Here is a 15,063-nt window from a genome sequence, read left to right as displayed (position 1 = left end):
CACCATGGATCTCAGCTTCAGCGCCGAAGAGCGCGCCTTCGAACAGGAAGTCCGCGACTTCATCGCGCAGAATCTGCCGGCGGAAATCAAGCACGCGCAATCGCTGACGCCATCAGTGTTTTCCGATCCGGATATCGGCATCGCCTGGCAGAAGGCGCTGAACAATAAGGGCTGGGGCGCGCCGGGATGGCCGGTCGAGCATGGCGGGCCGAACTGGACGCCGGCGCAGCGCTGGATCTTCGAGGCCGAGTGCGCGCGCGCCGGCGCGCCGAACGTCAACGTGATGGGCGTCAAGATGGTCGGCCCCGTCATCATCGGATTCGGCTCGCCCGAACAGCAGAATTTCTATCTGCCGCGGATCCGCTCCGGCGAGGATTACTGGTGCCAGGGTTATTCCGAACCCGGCTCCGGCTCCGATCTCGCCTCGCTGAAAACCCGCGCGGTGCGCGATGGCGACGATTACATCATCAACGGCACCAAGATCTGGACCACGCATGCCCACCACGCCAACCGCATGTTCGCGCTGGTGCGCACCAACGAGACCGAGCGGCAGCAGGACGGCATATCCTTCATCCTGATCGACATGAAGAGCCCGGGCATCACGACACGGCCGATCCTCACGATCGGCGGCGACCACGAGGTCAACCAGGTGTTCTTCGACGACGTCCGCGTGCCCGTCGCCAACCGGGTCGGCGAGGAGGGCAAGGGCTGGACCTACGGCAAATATCTGCTGGAGTTCGAGCGCGGCTCCGGCATCGCCTCGGCCAAACTGCGTGACGCGCTGAAGACGGTATCGGACCTTGCAGAATCCGAGGCCACCGGCCGTGCCATCGACGATCCCGATATTTGCTTGCAGATGTCCGAGATCGAGGTCGACATCGATACGCTTGAGATGACCGAATTGCGCGTGCTGTCGGCGCTGCAGACCGGGCAGAATCCCGGCGCGGTGTCGTCGCTGCTCAAGTTGCGGGTCAGCGAAATCCGCCAGGCGGTGACGCGATTGGGCGTCGAGGTGATCGGCCATGACGGCCTCTATGTCGAGCCGATGCGGCCGTTCTACAAGCTCAACGAGGCACCTGGGATTCCCGAAGCGATGCTGCCGGTGGTGCCGGAATATCTCAACAGCCGGGCCTACACGATCTTCGGCGGCTCGTCGGAGATCCAGCGCGACATCGTCGCGAAGATGGTGCTGGGGTTGTGAGTCTTCTCCCTCTCCCCGTTCTTACGGGGAGAGGGTTGGGGTGAGGGGCTCGTTCCACAAAAATGGTGAGAGACGGACTCGCGGAGAGTCCCCCTCACCCGGCGCTTCGCGCCGACCTCTCCCCGCAAGCGGGGCGAGGTGACTTTCAAGCCACCTCCAACCTGCGGCCGACGATTTCATGGGCCGTGACAGCATTACCCAGTCCAATCGCCGTGAGCAGCTTCAGCATCTCCAGCCGCGCCGTGACGTGCGACATGGTGGGGCGGCTGCCGAGCGTGATCTCGTCGAGATCATCGACCGCGGTGAGACCCCGCGGATAGAACTCGCGAAAAATCACCCGCTCCGCCAGGCCGTCGACGCAGCGGAAGTTCAGCCGCTGTGACAATTGCTGGATGCTTTCGCCGACGAGCCGCTTGTTGCGCGAGCCGAGCGTCGATAGCCGGTTGCGCAGGACGATCCAGTCGGTGACGCCGAGATAGCGCACCCGGCGCCTGCCGCGCGCCTCCTCCACCATCTCGGCATAATGGCTGGTGCCGGTGACGCGGAAAGTTTCGGGATCGACGGCGCCGAGCACGTCGAGATCGACAAAGCTGTCGTTGAGCGGCGTGATCAGGGTGTCCGCCATCGCGTGCGCGACATGCGTCAGGTAATCGTCGTGACCGGGGGTGTCGATGATGACGATGCCATATCGCCCGGCCAGCGTCTCGACGGTCTTTTCCAGCGCCCGGCAGCCGGCGGCCTGTTGGTCGGCCGAGGGATAATCGAGTTGCTGGAAGCAAAAATGCTGGGGCATGCCGAGGTCGCGGCCGACACGACGCGCCCAGGCGCGCCGGTTCTCGATGTGATGGGTGAGGCTTTTTTGCCGGGTATCGAGATCGATGGTGGCGACCGCCTGGCCCGATTTGATCAGGGCGATCGCGATATGCATGGCGACGGTGGATTTTCCGGACCCGCCCTTTTCATTGCCGACGACGATCACACGAGCAGACAGTGTGCGCATCGCAGCTTCAATCGACATCGGATCGCTCCCGAGAGTCTGACGACGTTTTTTGCTTCTTGCTGTGCGTATTGGGCTTGATTCGGCGGATTCTCGCAACGGTGAGGGCTGCTGATTTTTGAGGCGTGCTGCATCGAGTCGCATCTCGCTTACTAGCCGTCATTCCGGGGCGTGCGAAGCACGAGCCCGGAATCCATAACCACGATAATGAGTATGGATTCCGGGCCTGCGCCAAGAGGCGCATCCCGGAATGACGACGGGTGGGTTACGCCCCCGCCCCCCTCGCATCCCTTATCGCCTGCCAGACCTTGGCTGGTGTCAGCGGTGTGTTGAGCTGCTTGATGCCGAGTTCGCTCAAGGCGTCCATCACGCCATTGGCGATGCAGGGCGGGCCGCCGATGGCGCCGGATTCGCCGCAGCCCTTGGCGCCCAAGGGATTGGTGCGGCACGGCGCGGAATCATCCAGCGTCACCTCGATCGGCGGAATGTCGTCGGCGCGCGGCACGCAGTAATCCTGATAGCTCGCGGTCAATAGCTGCCCTTCCTCGCTGTAGGATACGCCCTCATACAGCGCCTGCCCGATACCCTGGGCGACACCGCCATGCACCTGGCCGGTGACCAGCATCGGATTGACGGCGATGCCGACGTCGTCGACCGTGGTGTAGCGCACCACCTTGCTGACGCCGGTTTCGGGATCGATCTCGACCTCGCAGATATGCGTGCCGTTCGGCCAGCTCGGGCCGTCGACCTCGCCTTCCGAGTCGACGCTGAGCCGCGCGCCGGCTTCGTTCTTCGCGATCTCGAACAGGCTGATGCGCTTGTCGGTACCGACCACGGTGAGGAAGCCATCGCGATATTCGATGTCCTCGACCGCGGTCTCCAGCACGTTCGACGCCTTCTCGCGCGCCTTGTTGATCATGTCGTTGCTGGAAACCGCCACCGCCGTGCCGCCTACGAACAGCGAACGCGAGCCGACGCTGCCGAAACCGGTGGCCAAATCCGTGTCGCCCTGCACGACGTCGATCTTGTCCATGGGGATGCCGAGCGTATCCGACACCATCTGGGTGTAGGTGGTTTGCAGCCCCTGCCCCATCGCCATGGTGCCGGAATGCAGGATGATGCGGCCTTCGGCCGTTGCGTGCAGTGAGACCTTTTCGGTGTGCGCGCGCCCGCCGGTCCATTCGATGTAGCTGGTGAGGCCGCGGCCGTAGAGCAGGCCTTTTTTCCTCGCCGCCTTCTTGCGCGCGGCAAAACCGTCCCAATCCGCCAGATCGGACGCGCGTTGCATCATGTGCGCGAACGCGCCGGAGTCGTACACTTGACCGGCGGCGTTGGTGTAGGGCAATTGCGCCGGCTTGATGTAGTTGACCTTGCGGATGGCGCGGGGATCGATCCCGATCTGGCGCGCGGCAGCGTCCATCAGCCGCTCGACGATGAACACGGCTTCGGGCCGGCCCGCGCCGCGATAGGCGCCGACCGGCGCGGTGTGGGTCATCACGGATTTGACCTCGAAATGCACCAGCGGAAGATCGTAGACGCCGGTCTGCACGAACGGCCCCAGCACCAGCGGAATGATGTTGCCGGTGCCGCTGCTGTAGGCGCCGGTGCCGCCGATCGAACGGACGCGATAGGCCAGCACGCGGCCCTTGGCGTCGAGCGCGAACTCGCCGGTCGAGGTGAGATCGCGGCCATGGGTGCCGCCGACGAATTCATCGGTGCGGTCGCCGCGCCAGCGGATTTTTTTGCCGAGCTTTGTAGCCGCATAGGCCACCACACCGTCTTCCGGATAAAGACTGGTCTTCTGGCCAAAACCGCCGCCGATATCGCCGACCAGCACGCGGACACTTTCTTTTGGCCGCTTCAGGATCGATTCCGCGAGCAGGTCGCGGGTCGAGCCCGGCGTCTGCGATTGCACGTGCAGGATCAGCCGGCCGGACTTGTCGATCTCGGCAATGGTCGAGCGCGGCTCCATTGCGGACGGGATCAGCCGCTGGCTGACCAGATCGAGCGAGACGGTATGCGCGGCATTGGCGAAGGCTTCTTCGACCTTGGCGGCATCGCCATAGCTCATGGCGCCGACGATGTTATCGGGCGCCTCGGGCCACACCACCGGCGCGCCCGGCTTGACCGCCTCGACCGGATCGACCACCGACGGCAGCACCTCGTAATCGACCACGATGGCTTCGGCCGCGTTCTGCGCCAGCACGCGCGAGGTCGCTACCACGGCCGCGACCGGCTCGCCGGCGAAGCGCACGATCTCGTGCGCCAGCAGCCGCCGCGGCGGCACCGTCATCGGCGTGCCGTCCGGCCGCTTGAAGATCGACAGCGTCGGAATGGTGCCGATATCGTCCTTGACCAGGTCCGCGCCGGTATAGATCGCTTCCACGCCCGGCAGCCCGGCCGCCGCCTTGGTATCGATCGAGACGATTTTGGCGTGGGCATGCGGCGAGCGCAGCACATGCAGCCACAGCGCGCCCTCCTCGGGCTTGTCGTCGATAAACTGCCCCTTCCCGGTGAGCAGCCGTTGATCTTCCAAACGCTTGACCGGCTGGCCCGCACCAAAACGCATATTGCCGGGAAGAATGTTCATCAGTTGGTCCTTCGGGTTTCTTCGCAAAAGTTGGCCGGGTTTTAGCGGATGGATAGGCAGGAGGCCAATACGAGTTTGAGGCAGTCGCGCCCAGAAAATCGTCATGATCTTGCTCGATGTCGTCCCGGCCTCGAGCTCAGATGCGCAATTGCGCATCGGGGGACCCATACGCCGCGGCGCTCGAAGTTGAAGAAGGTGTCTGACGCCAGCGATCTCACCGATGGGCTGCGGCGTATGGGTCCCTGCGTTCGCAGGGACGACGATCAAATTAAACGCACACCTTCGCGATCTCGCGGCCTGATATGCCCCGAGCTTTGCCGACGCCCTCTGAGTGGGACGGGATGGCCAAAGATATGCCACTGATTTGGCCTTGTGGAAAAGCGAGTATTTTGGGGCCTGACAATAATTCTTATAATCCGAAATTGATTTGCCCCCGACTTCGCCAAGGCTACGCCGGGGCACGGCCGTCGGGCTAGTTTGTCGCACTTGCCTCTCCACTTCGTCATTGCGAGCGAAGCGAAGCAATCCATGCCTCGGCAAGGACCGATATGGATTGCTTCGCTACGCTCGCAATGACGCCGCAATTTGCGCATCGGGGAATGACGGGTCGCTAATGCAACCATCGCTTGCCCGCATCGGCCCCGTAAACCCCTGAACCATTTGAAACCAAATCCCCGCCACCGGATTGTTCCAGTGTCGCGCAGCGTTGGAGCCGCCGGGCGGTTTCGGCTGCGACGGGCTTTGAAACCGGAATTCAGCAATGAACAACAAGACCCGCTTCAACGTCGGATATGCGATCGCGGCGCTCTTCGCCATCATCCTGATTCAGTACGCCATTTCCACCGCCAACCAGATCGCAGCCATTCCCTACAGCGAATTCCAGCAATTGCTGCGCCAAAGCAAGGTCGCCACCGTCGCGATTTCCGACCGTGTGCTGCAGGGCACCCTGAAGGAGCCGCTGCCCGGAGGGCAGAAGCAGTTCATCACGACGCGGGTCGATCCGGAGATCGCCGGCGAATTCGAGAAATACGGCGTGCGTTTCACCGGCCAGATCGAGAGCACCCTGCTGCGGGATTTGCTGTCGTGGATCATGCCGGTCCTGCTGTTTGTCGGATTGTGGTGGTACATCGGCAAGCGCGCGGCCGAGGGCCAGGGTTTTGGCGGCGGCCTGATGGCAATCGGCAAGAGCAAGGCGAAGATCTATGTCGAGGCCGACACCGGCGTGACCTTCGCCGACGTCGCCGGTGTCGACGAAGCCAAGGACGAGTTGCGCGAGGTCGTCGATTTCCTCAAGAGCCCCGGCGAATATGGCCGGCTCGGCGGACGCATGCCGAAAGGCGTCCTGCTGGTCGGCCCGCCCGGCACCGGCAAGACCCTGCTGGCCAAAGCCGTCGCCGGCCAGGCCAAGGTCCCGTTCTTCTCAATCTCGGGTTCGGAATTCGTCGAGATGTTCGTCGGCGTGGGCGCGGCACGGGTGCGCGACTTGTTCCAGCAGGCGCGGGAAAAAGCGCCCGCCATCATCTTCATCGATGAACTCGACGCGCTCGGCCGCGCGCGCGGCATCGGGCCGTTCGCCGGCGGGCATGACGAGAAGGAGCAGACGCTCAACCAGCTTCTGGTCGAGATGGACGGTTTCGACTCGCGCTCCGGTCTCGTCATTCTCGCGGCGACCAACCGCCCCGAGATCCTCGATCCGGCGCTGCTCCGGGCCGGACGGTTCGACCGTCAGGTGCTGGTCGACCGTCCCGACAAGAAGGGACGCGTCGAGATTCTAAACGTGCATATGAAGAAGGTGCAGCTCGCCCCCGGCTTCGATCCGGAGGCCGTCGCCGCCCTGACGCCGGGTTTCACGGGGGCCGACCTTGCCAACCTCGTCAATGAAGCCGCTTTGCTGGCGACGCGCCGGGGCGCGGACGCGGTGGCGATGACCGATTTCAACAACGCGGTGGAGCGGATGGTGGCGGGGCTGGAAAAGCGCAACCGGCTGCTTAATCCCAAGGAGCGCGAGATCGTCGCCTTTCACGAAATGGGCCACGCCTTGATCGCGCTTTCGCTTCCCGGAGTAGACCCCGTGCACAAGGTATCGATCATTCCAAGAGGCGTCGGCGCGCTTGGCTACACCATTCAGCGTCCGATCGAAGATCGCTTCCTGATGACCAGGGAAGAGCTGGAGAACAAGATGGCGGTGCTGCTCGGCGGGCGCGCCGCGGAATTGATCGTGTTCGATCACCTTTCGACCGGTGCGGCCGACGACCTCCGCCGGGTCACCGACATCGCGCGCAGCATGGTGACGCGTTACGGCATGTCCGAAAAGCTCGGCAGCATCGCCTATGACCGCGACCCCGGCAATTTCCTTGCCGGAGCCGACCGTCCGTTCCCGACGCGCGAACGTGAATATGGCGACGACACCGCAGCGGCGATCGACCACGAGGTCCGCGCGATTGTCGAGCGCGTGTTTCAGCGCGCGCAGGGCATCTTGAAGGCCCGGCGCAAAATCCTGGATCAGGCAGCGGCCAAACTGCTGGAGAAGGAAACCCTGGAGCAAAGCGATCTCGAGGCGCTGGTTCGCGAAACACCCAAGGAGACGTTAAGGGCGATCTAGCGCTGCCAGTGGAGCTAACGCTCCCGTGACCAGGACGGCTCCAATCATCCGACTTCGCGCAGCGCCGCTTCCACCACCTTGCGCTGCTCCGCCGTCAGCGCCGCCTGCGGCGGGACGGGATCGCCCACCGCGTAGCCCTGGATCTCCAGCCCGGCCTTGATGCAGGCGGCAAGGTTGAAGCGGGCGAAGGCTTCGTTGATGCGCCACAGCTTGCGCTGCAGCGTCAGCGCCTCGTCCCAGCGCTTGGCCTGGCAGAGATTGTAGAGCTCGACGCTCTGGCGCGGAATGATGCAGGCCGGGCCCGCCATCCAGCCCACCCCGCCGATCAGCATCACCGCCGCCGGAATCTGCGCCGAGGCCGAGAATACTTTGATGCTGTCGCCGCAGCGGTTCATGATCGACAGCAGCCGGCCGGTATTGGTCGAGGCGTCCTTGATGTAGCCGATGCGCGGATGAGCGGCGAGCCGTTCGATGACGTCGAGCGTCAGATCGGAGCGCTGGAACTGCGGGTTGGTGTAGATCACCACGCGAATCTCGACCGCATCGGCAATGGCGCGAAAATAGGATTCCACCTGCGCGTCCGAAATCGGAAAATACGCTTCGAGGATCGCGAGGATGCCGTCGGCACCGAGCTTCTGGTACGCTTTCGCCTGCGCCACCGCATCCGCCGTCGAAGTCGAGGCGACACCGGCGATCACAGGCACGCGGCCCTTGGCGGCCTCGATCGTGGTCTGCACCACGGCGGTGCGCTGTGCCTGATTGAGATAGGCGAACTCGCCGGTTGAGCCCAGCGGCGTCAGGCCGTGCACGCCTGATGTGATGAGGTCGTCGCAGAGGCGGCCGAGCACCTCGGTGCGGATTTCGCCGGAAGGATCAATGGGAGAAACGAGGTACGGAAAGACGCCGTGCAGATCAGCCATTGGAAGAACGCCTTTCAAAAACGGGCATGGTTTTCAAGTTCAGGAAGCCGTAAGCGCCATACCGTCGGTCGCTGGATCAGCACCACCTTCCATTCCCTCAGGAGAAATCCTGATCCCGTGTACCCAGCCAAATGTGTGGCTAAGGGCGGATCGTACCGTCTGATATCCGAGCCCATTCAGGGCCCGTTCGGCGGAGCGCGGGATCCGGTTCGAGAGATCGATGATATCGCTGGTAGCCGAAAAGCGGGGCGTTGAGACCGCCTCTAACATCGACATGTCGAAGTCGAGGACGTTCAACGATACCTGGAGCACACCCATGGCTATCTGGGTCGCACCAGGCGCTCCGATCACCAGGGCGGGCTTGTCATCCCTGAAGACGATCGACGGGCAGATGGAAGAGAACCTCGCCTTTCCCGGCGCCAGCGAGCCGGCTCGCCCGGGCCGCGGATCAAAGACGCCCATACATCCATTGTACATGAAACCCAGTCCATTGGTGATCACGCCGGACGGCAAACCAAGTGAATGGGTCATCGAGATGCAGTTGCCTTCGGCATCGCATATCGAAACCTGTGTCGTATCCTTGCTCGGGAGGCCCGCATTGAGCCTGACCACGTTGACCTTGTCGCCACGCTTGATGCCTTCAGCGATTTCGGCGCAGTGCTCCTTTGAGATCAAGCGATCGCTCGGAACGTCAACGAAGGAGGGATCGCCGATAAACCGATCCTTGTCGCGCGTTGCGGCTTTCATGGCTTCGGCAACGACGCGAATGTATTCGACACTGCTGTGGCCGATGGACTTCAAATCGAAATTCTCGAGCGTGCGAAGCATCTCCAGCAGCATGATGCCACCGCCGGGCGCCTGATTTGTCGTAACCCGTGAGTTTCGATAGGTGGCGGAGAGCGGCTTGTTCCTTACGGTCTGCAGCTTTTCAAGATCAGAGCGGCGCAACAGACCGCCGTGAGCTCTCATATCTGAGTCGATGGCATCGGCGATCTCGCCGCGAAAGAATGCGTCAGGTCCGCTCTTCGCGATAATTCGCAGTACGTTTCCATAGTCTCGATTGACGACGCGGTCTCCCACACGCTTCGGCGATCCATCCGGTCTGCAGTAAAGCGCCTTGGCCGATGGGACGAATGAAATTCGACTGGCGTTACCCACGCGTCCCATCGTTCCTTCTTCCGACCACCAGCCATGGACATGCGGCCGGACATTCCAGCCGCTTTCGGCGTAATCAATGGCCGGGCCGAACAGCTCCGGCCAGGGCAGTTTGCCGAGATCGCGATGCGCGTCGGCAAAGGCTCTGAGCGAGGAAGGAACGCAGATCGATTGATAACCGATATCGTTCACGTTCCCTTTGAGAATAAAGCCGTATCCGTCACGCGCTTCGCTTTCGATCAGATCCTGCCACATGTCAGGTCGTACGGCGGCCGGCGCAGGGGCATGGAAATCGTAGTAGGTATGCAACTTCTTCGACGGGAAATAGGCGGCCAGACTTCCGAAGCCGGCGATTCCGCACATCATCGGGTCTACAACCGTCTGCACCAGCGCTGCCGCGATGGCAGCATCGATAGCATTACCGCCGGCAACGAGGATATCCCTGCCCGCTTCTGTGGCCTCCGGTTGCGGAGTTACGACCATGCCCTTGTGCGTCACGTTCTTCTCCCTGGCGCCGTGAATTGACATCCGGCCGCTGCAAGGAGCGAAGCAGCTAGGAATTCGTTTGGCAACAGATGGATCGGCATAGGCCTCTGCGAGACAAACCAAACCTCAGGCAGCCGTATCGATTGATGGCGGTTCGCGACTTCCTACCTCAGGCGTGGATCTAACAGCGAGGAGGCTGATGGAAGGTGAATGGCGGCATCTTTTGGTCCTTAACGGACATGCCTTGCGCCGCGCGCGATACGCTCGGGACGCGCGCGGTTACTCCGAAAGCCCGGCCATGACGGAATGAATCAATTTCGCGTCGCGGCAAAGCCGGCACATCGTCAGAACGCCTTCGCGATCGCCGCCCTGGCATCATCCTGAATCTTGCCCAGATGATCCCCATCGCGAAAACTCTCGGCGTAAATCTTGTAGACGTCTTCGGTGCCCGACGGCCGCGCCGCGAACCAGCCCTGATCGGTCTCGACCTTGATGCCACCGAATGGCTGATCGTTGCCGGGCGCCTTGGTCCGGACCGCCGTCACCGGCTCGCCGGCGAGTTCCTTGATCCCGAGTTGATCCGGCCCCAACGCTTTGAGCGCGTTCTTCTGTTTCGGCGTCGCCGGCACATCGATCCGCTCGTAGACGGGCGTGCCGAGTTCGGCGGTCAATTCCGCAAACAACTGGCTGGGATTGCGGCCGGTCTTGGCAAGGATTTCAGCCGCCAACAGTCCCATCACGACGCCGTCCTTGTCGGTGGTCCACACCGATCCGTCCCGCTTGAGGAACGAGGCGCCGGCGCTTTCCTCGCCGGCAAAGCCGAATGCGCCGCTGCCCAGCCCGTCGACGAACCATTTGAAGCCGACGGGAGTTTCGACCAGCTTGCGGTTCAGCTTTTTGGCAACGCGATCGATGATCGAACTGGAGACGATGGTCTTGCCGATCGCGGCGCCCTTGCCCCATTGCGGCCGGTGCTCGAACAGATAGGCGATCGCGGCCGCGAGGTAGTGGTTCGGGTTCATCAGGCCGCCGGTGCGCGTGACGATGCCGTGGCGGTCGGCATCGGTATCGTTGGCAAAGGCGACGTCGAATTTGTCGCGCATCTGGATCAGGCTTGCCATTGCGTAAGGCGAGGAGCAGTCCATCCGGATCTTGCCGTCCCAATCGGCGGTCATGAAACGGAAGGTGGGATCGACGACGTCGTTCACGATCGCGGCGTTGATGCCGTAGTGCTCGATGATCGGCCGCCAATAGTGCACGGCGGCGCCGCCGAGCGGATCGATGCCGATCATGACGCCGGAAGATTTGATCAGCGCCATATCAACAGTATTGCCGAGATCGGCGACATAGGGGCGGATATAGTCGTGCAGATGTGTCGTCGGCGCCTTGCGGGCGCGCTCGTACGGCATCCGCGCCACGCCCTTCATGTCCGCCGCCATAAAGGCGTTGGCGGCTTTTTCGACCCTGGCGGTGACGTCAGTATCGGCTGGGCCGCCATGCGGCGGATTGTATTTGTAGCCGCCATCCTCGGGCGGATTATGCGACGGCGTGATGACGACGCCATCGGCGAGGCCGCTGGTCTTGCCCTTATTGTAGCTCAGGATGGCGTGCGAGATCACCGGCGTCGGCGTGTAGCCGGCGCGATCGTCGATCATGATCTCGACGCCGTTGGCGGCAAACACTTCCACCGCGCTCACCAGCGCAGGTTCCGCCAGCGCGTGGGTGTCGATGCCGATGAACAGCGGGCCGGTCAGCCCGGCTTCGCGGCGGTAGTCGCAGATCGCCTGCGTCGTCGCCAGAATATGGTTTTCGTTGAAGGAGTTTTTCAGCGACGTGCCGCGATGACCCGAGGTGCCGAAGGCCACGCGCTGCGCGGGATCGGCGGGATCAGGCTTTCCGGCGAAATAAGCCGTCACCAGGCGCGGAACATTGACGAGATCGGCGGAATCGACCGGTTTACCCGCGGCAGGATTGGATGCAGTCACATGGCCTCGCAAGACGGAGTGGTGTCCTGAGAAACATACGCGAAATGACAGCAGTGACAAAGGCGCTTTCGCGCAGTCACGATGCCGGAAATGCGCGCAGGAACCGCCTTGACGATGCCTTGATCGTCACAGGCGGGGAATGTTAGCTGTCTGGATCACGCCGGCCCACTTTGCGATTTGCGACTGAATCAGCGCGCGCATTTGTTCGGGCGTACTGCCCTGCACCTCGCCGCCGATCGCGGTCTCCAGCGCCGCCTTGGTTTCGGGATCGGCGAGGGTTTCCTGGACGGCGGTGTTGAGCCGCTTGATAATCGCGGGCGATGTGCCTTTCGGCGCCAGTAGCCCCGCCCAGGTCCGCACGTCAAATCCCTTGACGCCCGCTTCATCGACCGAAGGAACGTTGGGTAGCAGCGGCGTGCGCGCCGGCGACGTCACGGCAAGCCCGCGAACGGCGCCGCTCGCGATTTGCGGCGCCAGCAGCACCGGCGTTCCCACGATCACGGGAATTTCTCCACCGAGCAGCGCGGTGACGGTAAGCGAATCGCCGCGATAGGGAACGTGCACCATCGTGATCCCGGCCGTTGTTTCCAGCAGCGCACCGGCCAAATGGTGGGTGCTGCCAAATCCAACGGATGCAAAACTGAGATCGCCCGGCTTGGCCTTGGCAAGCGCGATCAATTCGCCAAGCGACTTTGCCTCGTAATCGGCGCGAACCGCGATCACCAGCGCGTAATAGACGGCGGTCGAAATCATCTCAAAACTGTCGACGGAATCATACGGCAGCGTTTTGTAGAGCGCGCCCGATATGGCGTGGGCGCCGGTGACGAGCCCGATGGTGTAACCGTCGGGCTCCGCCTTGGCGATCGCGGCCGCGGCGAGATTGCCGCCCGAACCCGGCTTGGCCTCGATCACGATCGGCTGCCCCAGCCGCTTCGAGAGCCCGTTCGCCAGGATGCGCGACAGCGTATCGGCGGCGCCTCCGGCGGCAAAGCCGTGGAGCAGCCGGATCGGCCGGGTCGGATAGTCCTGGGCGCTGGCCGCGCCGATCGAACCTGCGATCGCGGCGATGAACACCACCGCGAACAGCCGCCCGAACGGATGGCGACGAACTGAACTGCGCGAGAATCCCGCCATTATCGTCTCTCCCAATATCGATTGTTGTTTTTTGCTATTCCGGAAATTCAGCCCGCTTACTTCCCGCCGCGCATCTTCGGCGAAAACTCCGCCGCGTCAGGCGAGGGACCGACGCCCCAGATGTCGCGCGGCAACCCCCTCCAGGTCTTCGGGCGCTGCGGCCGGTCGCCATGCCAGGGACGCGGCTCGAAATAACCGAGCTCCTCGTCCGCCATGCGGTCCATGTCGTAGTACAGCTCGATCAGATAACCGTCGGGATTGCGATGATAGGTCGCGATGTTGTGGCCGGGGCCGTGCCGCACCGGCCCCCACAGCAGCGGGATCTTTCGGCGCCCGAGCAGGTCGCAGGCCTGCTGCATGTGCGACGCATCGCGCAGTTCGAACGCCATGTGATGCAGACGCGCGTCAGTGCCGCGCGCGAAATTGACGGCGTGGTGCTCGAACCCGCAGCGCATGAAGACGAAGTTTTCCTCGATCCGGTCCGAATCGCGGAAACCCAAAACGTCGGAATAGAATGTTGCGGTCCGGTCCGGATCGGGCGCGTACAGCGCCATGTGACCCAGTCGATTGACGACGATCCCCCGCACCTGTTCGCTCGGCGGAGTGAATTGCCACTGCGAGAACAGCTCGATCTGGCGGCCGTCGACATCGCTGATAACCAGGGTTTTCGAAATTCCCGGCAGGTGATCGGAGCGGATGTCGGATTTGATGCCGAGGTCCTTGAGCTGCTTGCCGACGTCCGCCAGCTCGACATTAGGGCCGATCTCGAAGGCCATGGCCTTGCAGGATGTAGCCGTACCCTGCTCCAGAACCAGCGTGAGTTCGCCGGACTCCGAGGCGAACAGGACGCGGCCGGCCTGCCTTTCGACGAGGCCGAGCCCGATGATCCCTTGATAATATTCGACCTGCTGCGCGATATCCGCGGTCGCGAACGTCGCGTGCCTGATTCGCTTGACACTTATCATCGCACTCATCCCCGTCAGTCGCGCGTCATGATGATCTTGCCGAGCGCCTGGCCCGAATCCAGCAGTTCGTGCGCCCCGCGCACCTCGGACAGCTTGAAGCGACGGAAAATCGCCGGCTTGATGGTTCCATCAGCCAGATGGCCGATCATGCGCTTCATGATGGCGCGGCGCCCTTCGCGGTCGTGGTCGTAGATGTGAAACGAAAAGCATCGGATGGCGGGGCAGACGTCGAGATGCTTGCGCATCTCCTCCATCATGTTCTGTGTCGGCAGCCCGTCGAACGCGTTGTAGGAAACCACCGTTCCCCATTTATCCAGCGCGCGCAGATAGGTGAAGAAGTCAGGACCGCCGACATGGTCGAGCACGAGATCGACGCCGCGCCCGCCGGTCAGTTCGCGGACGCGCGCGACGACATCTTCGCCGCGATAATAGATGATGCCGTCGGCACCCATGGCGCGAGCGAAGACCGCCTTCTCTTCCGAGCTGACGGTCCCGATCACGGTCATGCCGGCAAGCTTTGCAAGCTGCACCAGCGATGACCCGACGCCGCCGGCCGCACCGATCACCAGAACCGATTTCGGCGGACGCGACGATCCGCATTCATTCAGCAGCGCCCACGCCACCTGATAATTGGCAAGGCATACGGCGGCTTCGAGGTCGACCTGTTCGGGCAGCAGATGGATGGCATCCGCGGGGGCAGCGACCATCTCGGCGTAGCAACCGCCGCGCTGCGCAAGGTCGCGGGCGCTCAGCAGCACCTTTTGTCCGACCTTGATGTCGCGCACGCCACTGCCGACGGCCTCGACCCGGCCCGCCACATCATTGCCGGGATTGGCCGGCAGCGGCGGCATCCATTTGTAGACGCCGCTGCGGATCAGCTTGTCCGGCTGCCCGACCCCGAAGGTTTCAGCCCGGATCAGGACGTCGTTTTCACCGAGCTTTGGCTCCGGAACATCCTGATATTGTAGGGCGTCCGGCCCTCCCGGGCGGTGTACCAAGACAGCCTTCATGCGCGCTCCACCCATCCC

At 62.9% G+C, this 15,063-nt stretch carries 10 protein-coding genes; 2 read left to right on the top strand and 8 right to left on the bottom strand.

The genetic code is table 11. The features are described from left to right. Positions 1–4: 4 nt before the first annotated feature. Positions 5–1,201 carry an acyl-CoA dehydrogenase family protein gene (locus tag ACSQ84_RS27280; RefSeq protein WP_436214807.1) on the top strand — a complete coding sequence of 399 codons (1,197 nt, stop codon included), beginning with the start codon at positions 5–7 and terminating at the stop codon, positions 1,199–1,201. A gap of 145 nt (positions 1,202–1,346) precedes the next feature. Here the strand turns inward: ACSQ84_RS27280 and ACSQ84_RS27275 are convergent, their stop codons facing one another. Both ACSQ84_RS27275 and ACSQ84_RS27270 read right to left on the bottom strand, forming a co-directional pair. Further along, the gene (locus ACSQ84_RS27275; protein ID WP_436214806.1) at positions 1,347–2,219 is read right to left on the bottom strand and encodes a division plane positioning ATPase MipZ; all 873 of its coding nucleotides are present in this window, start codon (positions 2,217–2,219) and stop codon (positions 1,347–1,349) included. Positions 2,220–2,463: 244 nt separating this feature from the next. After that, positions 2,464–4,788, bottom strand: a complete 2,325-nt coding sequence (locus ACSQ84_RS27270; protein ID WP_436214805.1) for a xanthine dehydrogenase family protein molybdopterin-binding subunit — start codon at positions 4,786–4,788, stop codon at positions 2,464–2,466. A 760-nt stretch (positions 4,789–5,548) separates the two neighbouring features. Between ACSQ84_RS27270 and ftsH the strand changes: the two genes are divergently transcribed. Next, complete coding sequence (ftsH, locus tag ACSQ84_RS27265) at positions 5,549–7,390, top strand: ATP-dependent zinc metalloprotease FtsH (protein WP_436214804.1); 1,842 nt, start codon at positions 5,549–5,551, stop codon at positions 7,388–7,390. A gap of 44 nt (positions 7,391–7,434) precedes the next feature. Here ftsH and ACSQ84_RS27260 read toward each other — a convergent pair whose 3' ends face one another. The 6 genes from ACSQ84_RS27260 to ACSQ84_RS27235 all read right to left on the bottom strand — a co-directional run bounded on the left by ACSQ84_RS27260 (position 7,435) and on the right by ACSQ84_RS27235 (position 15,045). Next, entirely contained in the window at positions 7,435–8,310 is an 876-nt protein-coding gene (locus ACSQ84_RS27260; RefSeq protein ID WP_436214803.1) for a dihydrodipicolinate synthase family protein, read from the bottom strand. Between the two features lie 39 nt (positions 8,311–8,349). Then, positions 8,350–9,963 (bottom strand): gamma-glutamyltransferase family protein, encoded by a 1,614-nt coding sequence (locus ACSQ84_RS27255; protein ID WP_436214802.1) that lies wholly within the window; start codon positions 9,961–9,963, stop codon positions 8,350–8,352. A 332-nt stretch (positions 9,964–10,295) separates the two neighbouring features. Beyond that, the gene (gene pgm, locus ACSQ84_RS27250) at positions 10,296–11,936 is read right to left on the bottom strand and encodes a phosphoglucomutase (alpha-D-glucose-1,6-bisphosphate-dependent) (RefSeq protein WP_436214801.1); all 1,641 of its coding nucleotides are present in this window, start codon (positions 11,934–11,936) and stop codon (positions 10,296–10,298) included. Positions 11,937–12,062: 126 nt separating this feature from the next. After that, positions 12,063–13,070: a tripartite tricarboxylate transporter substrate binding protein gene (locus tag ACSQ84_RS27245; protein ID WP_436214800.1), complete on the bottom strand. Its 1,008-nt coding sequence runs from the start codon at positions 13,068–13,070 to the stop codon at positions 12,063–12,065. Positions 13,071–13,126: 56 nt separating this feature from the next. Beyond that, on the bottom strand, positions 13,127–14,035 hold the full coding sequence (locus ACSQ84_RS27240) for a VOC family protein (RefSeq protein WP_436214799.1): 909 nt from the start codon (positions 14,033–14,035) through the stop codon (positions 13,127–13,129). Between the two features lie 14 nt (positions 14,036–14,049). Next, positions 14,050–15,045, bottom strand: coding sequence for a zinc-dependent alcohol dehydrogenase family protein (locus ACSQ84_RS27235; protein WP_436214798.1), 996 nt, complete (start codon positions 15,043–15,045; stop codon positions 14,050–14,052). Positions 15,046–15,063: the final 18 nt, after the last annotated feature.

The organism is Bradyrhizobium sp. LjRoot220 (assembly GCF_964252915.1).
In the GTDB taxonomy this organism is placed as follows: Bacteria; Pseudomonadota; Alphaproteobacteria; order Rhizobiales; family Xanthobacteraceae; genus Bradyrhizobium.
This window is presented reverse-complemented; position numbering and strand designations above follow the sequence as displayed.

What these genes read in the sequence shown, in the direction of transcription:
- ACSQ84_RS27280 (WP_436214807.1), top strand. Translation starts at nt 5, where the DNA reads ATGGATCTCAGCTTCAGCGCCGAAGAGCGCGCCTTCGAACAGGAAGTC.
- ACSQ84_RS27275 (WP_436214806.1), bottom strand. Translation starts at nt 2,219, where the DNA reads ATGTCGATTGAAGCTGCGATGCGCACACTGTCTGCTCGTGTGATCGTC.
- ACSQ84_RS27270 (WP_436214805.1), bottom strand. Translation starts at nt 4,788, where the DNA reads ATGAACATTCTTCCCGGCAATATGCGTTTTGGTGCGGGCCAGCCGGTC.
- ftsH (WP_436214804.1), top strand. Translation starts at nt 5,549, where the DNA reads ATGAACAACAAGACCCGCTTCAACGTCGGATATGCGATCGCGGCGCTC.
- ACSQ84_RS27260 (WP_436214803.1), bottom strand. Translation starts at nt 8,310, where the DNA reads ATGGCTGATCTGCACGGCGTCTTTCCGTACCTCGTTTCTCCCATTGAT.
- ACSQ84_RS27245 (WP_436214800.1), bottom strand. Translation starts at nt 13,070, where the DNA reads ATGGCGGGATTCTCGCGCAGTTCAGTTCGTCGCCATCCGTTCGGGCGG.
- ACSQ84_RS27240 (WP_436214799.1), bottom strand. Translation starts at nt 14,035, where the DNA reads ATGATAAGTGTCAAGCGAATCAGGCACGCGACGTTCGCGACCGCGGAT.
- ACSQ84_RS27235 (WP_436214798.1), bottom strand. Translation starts at nt 15,045, where the DNA reads ATGAAGGCTGTCTTGGTACACCGCCCGGGAGGGCCGGACGCCCTACAA.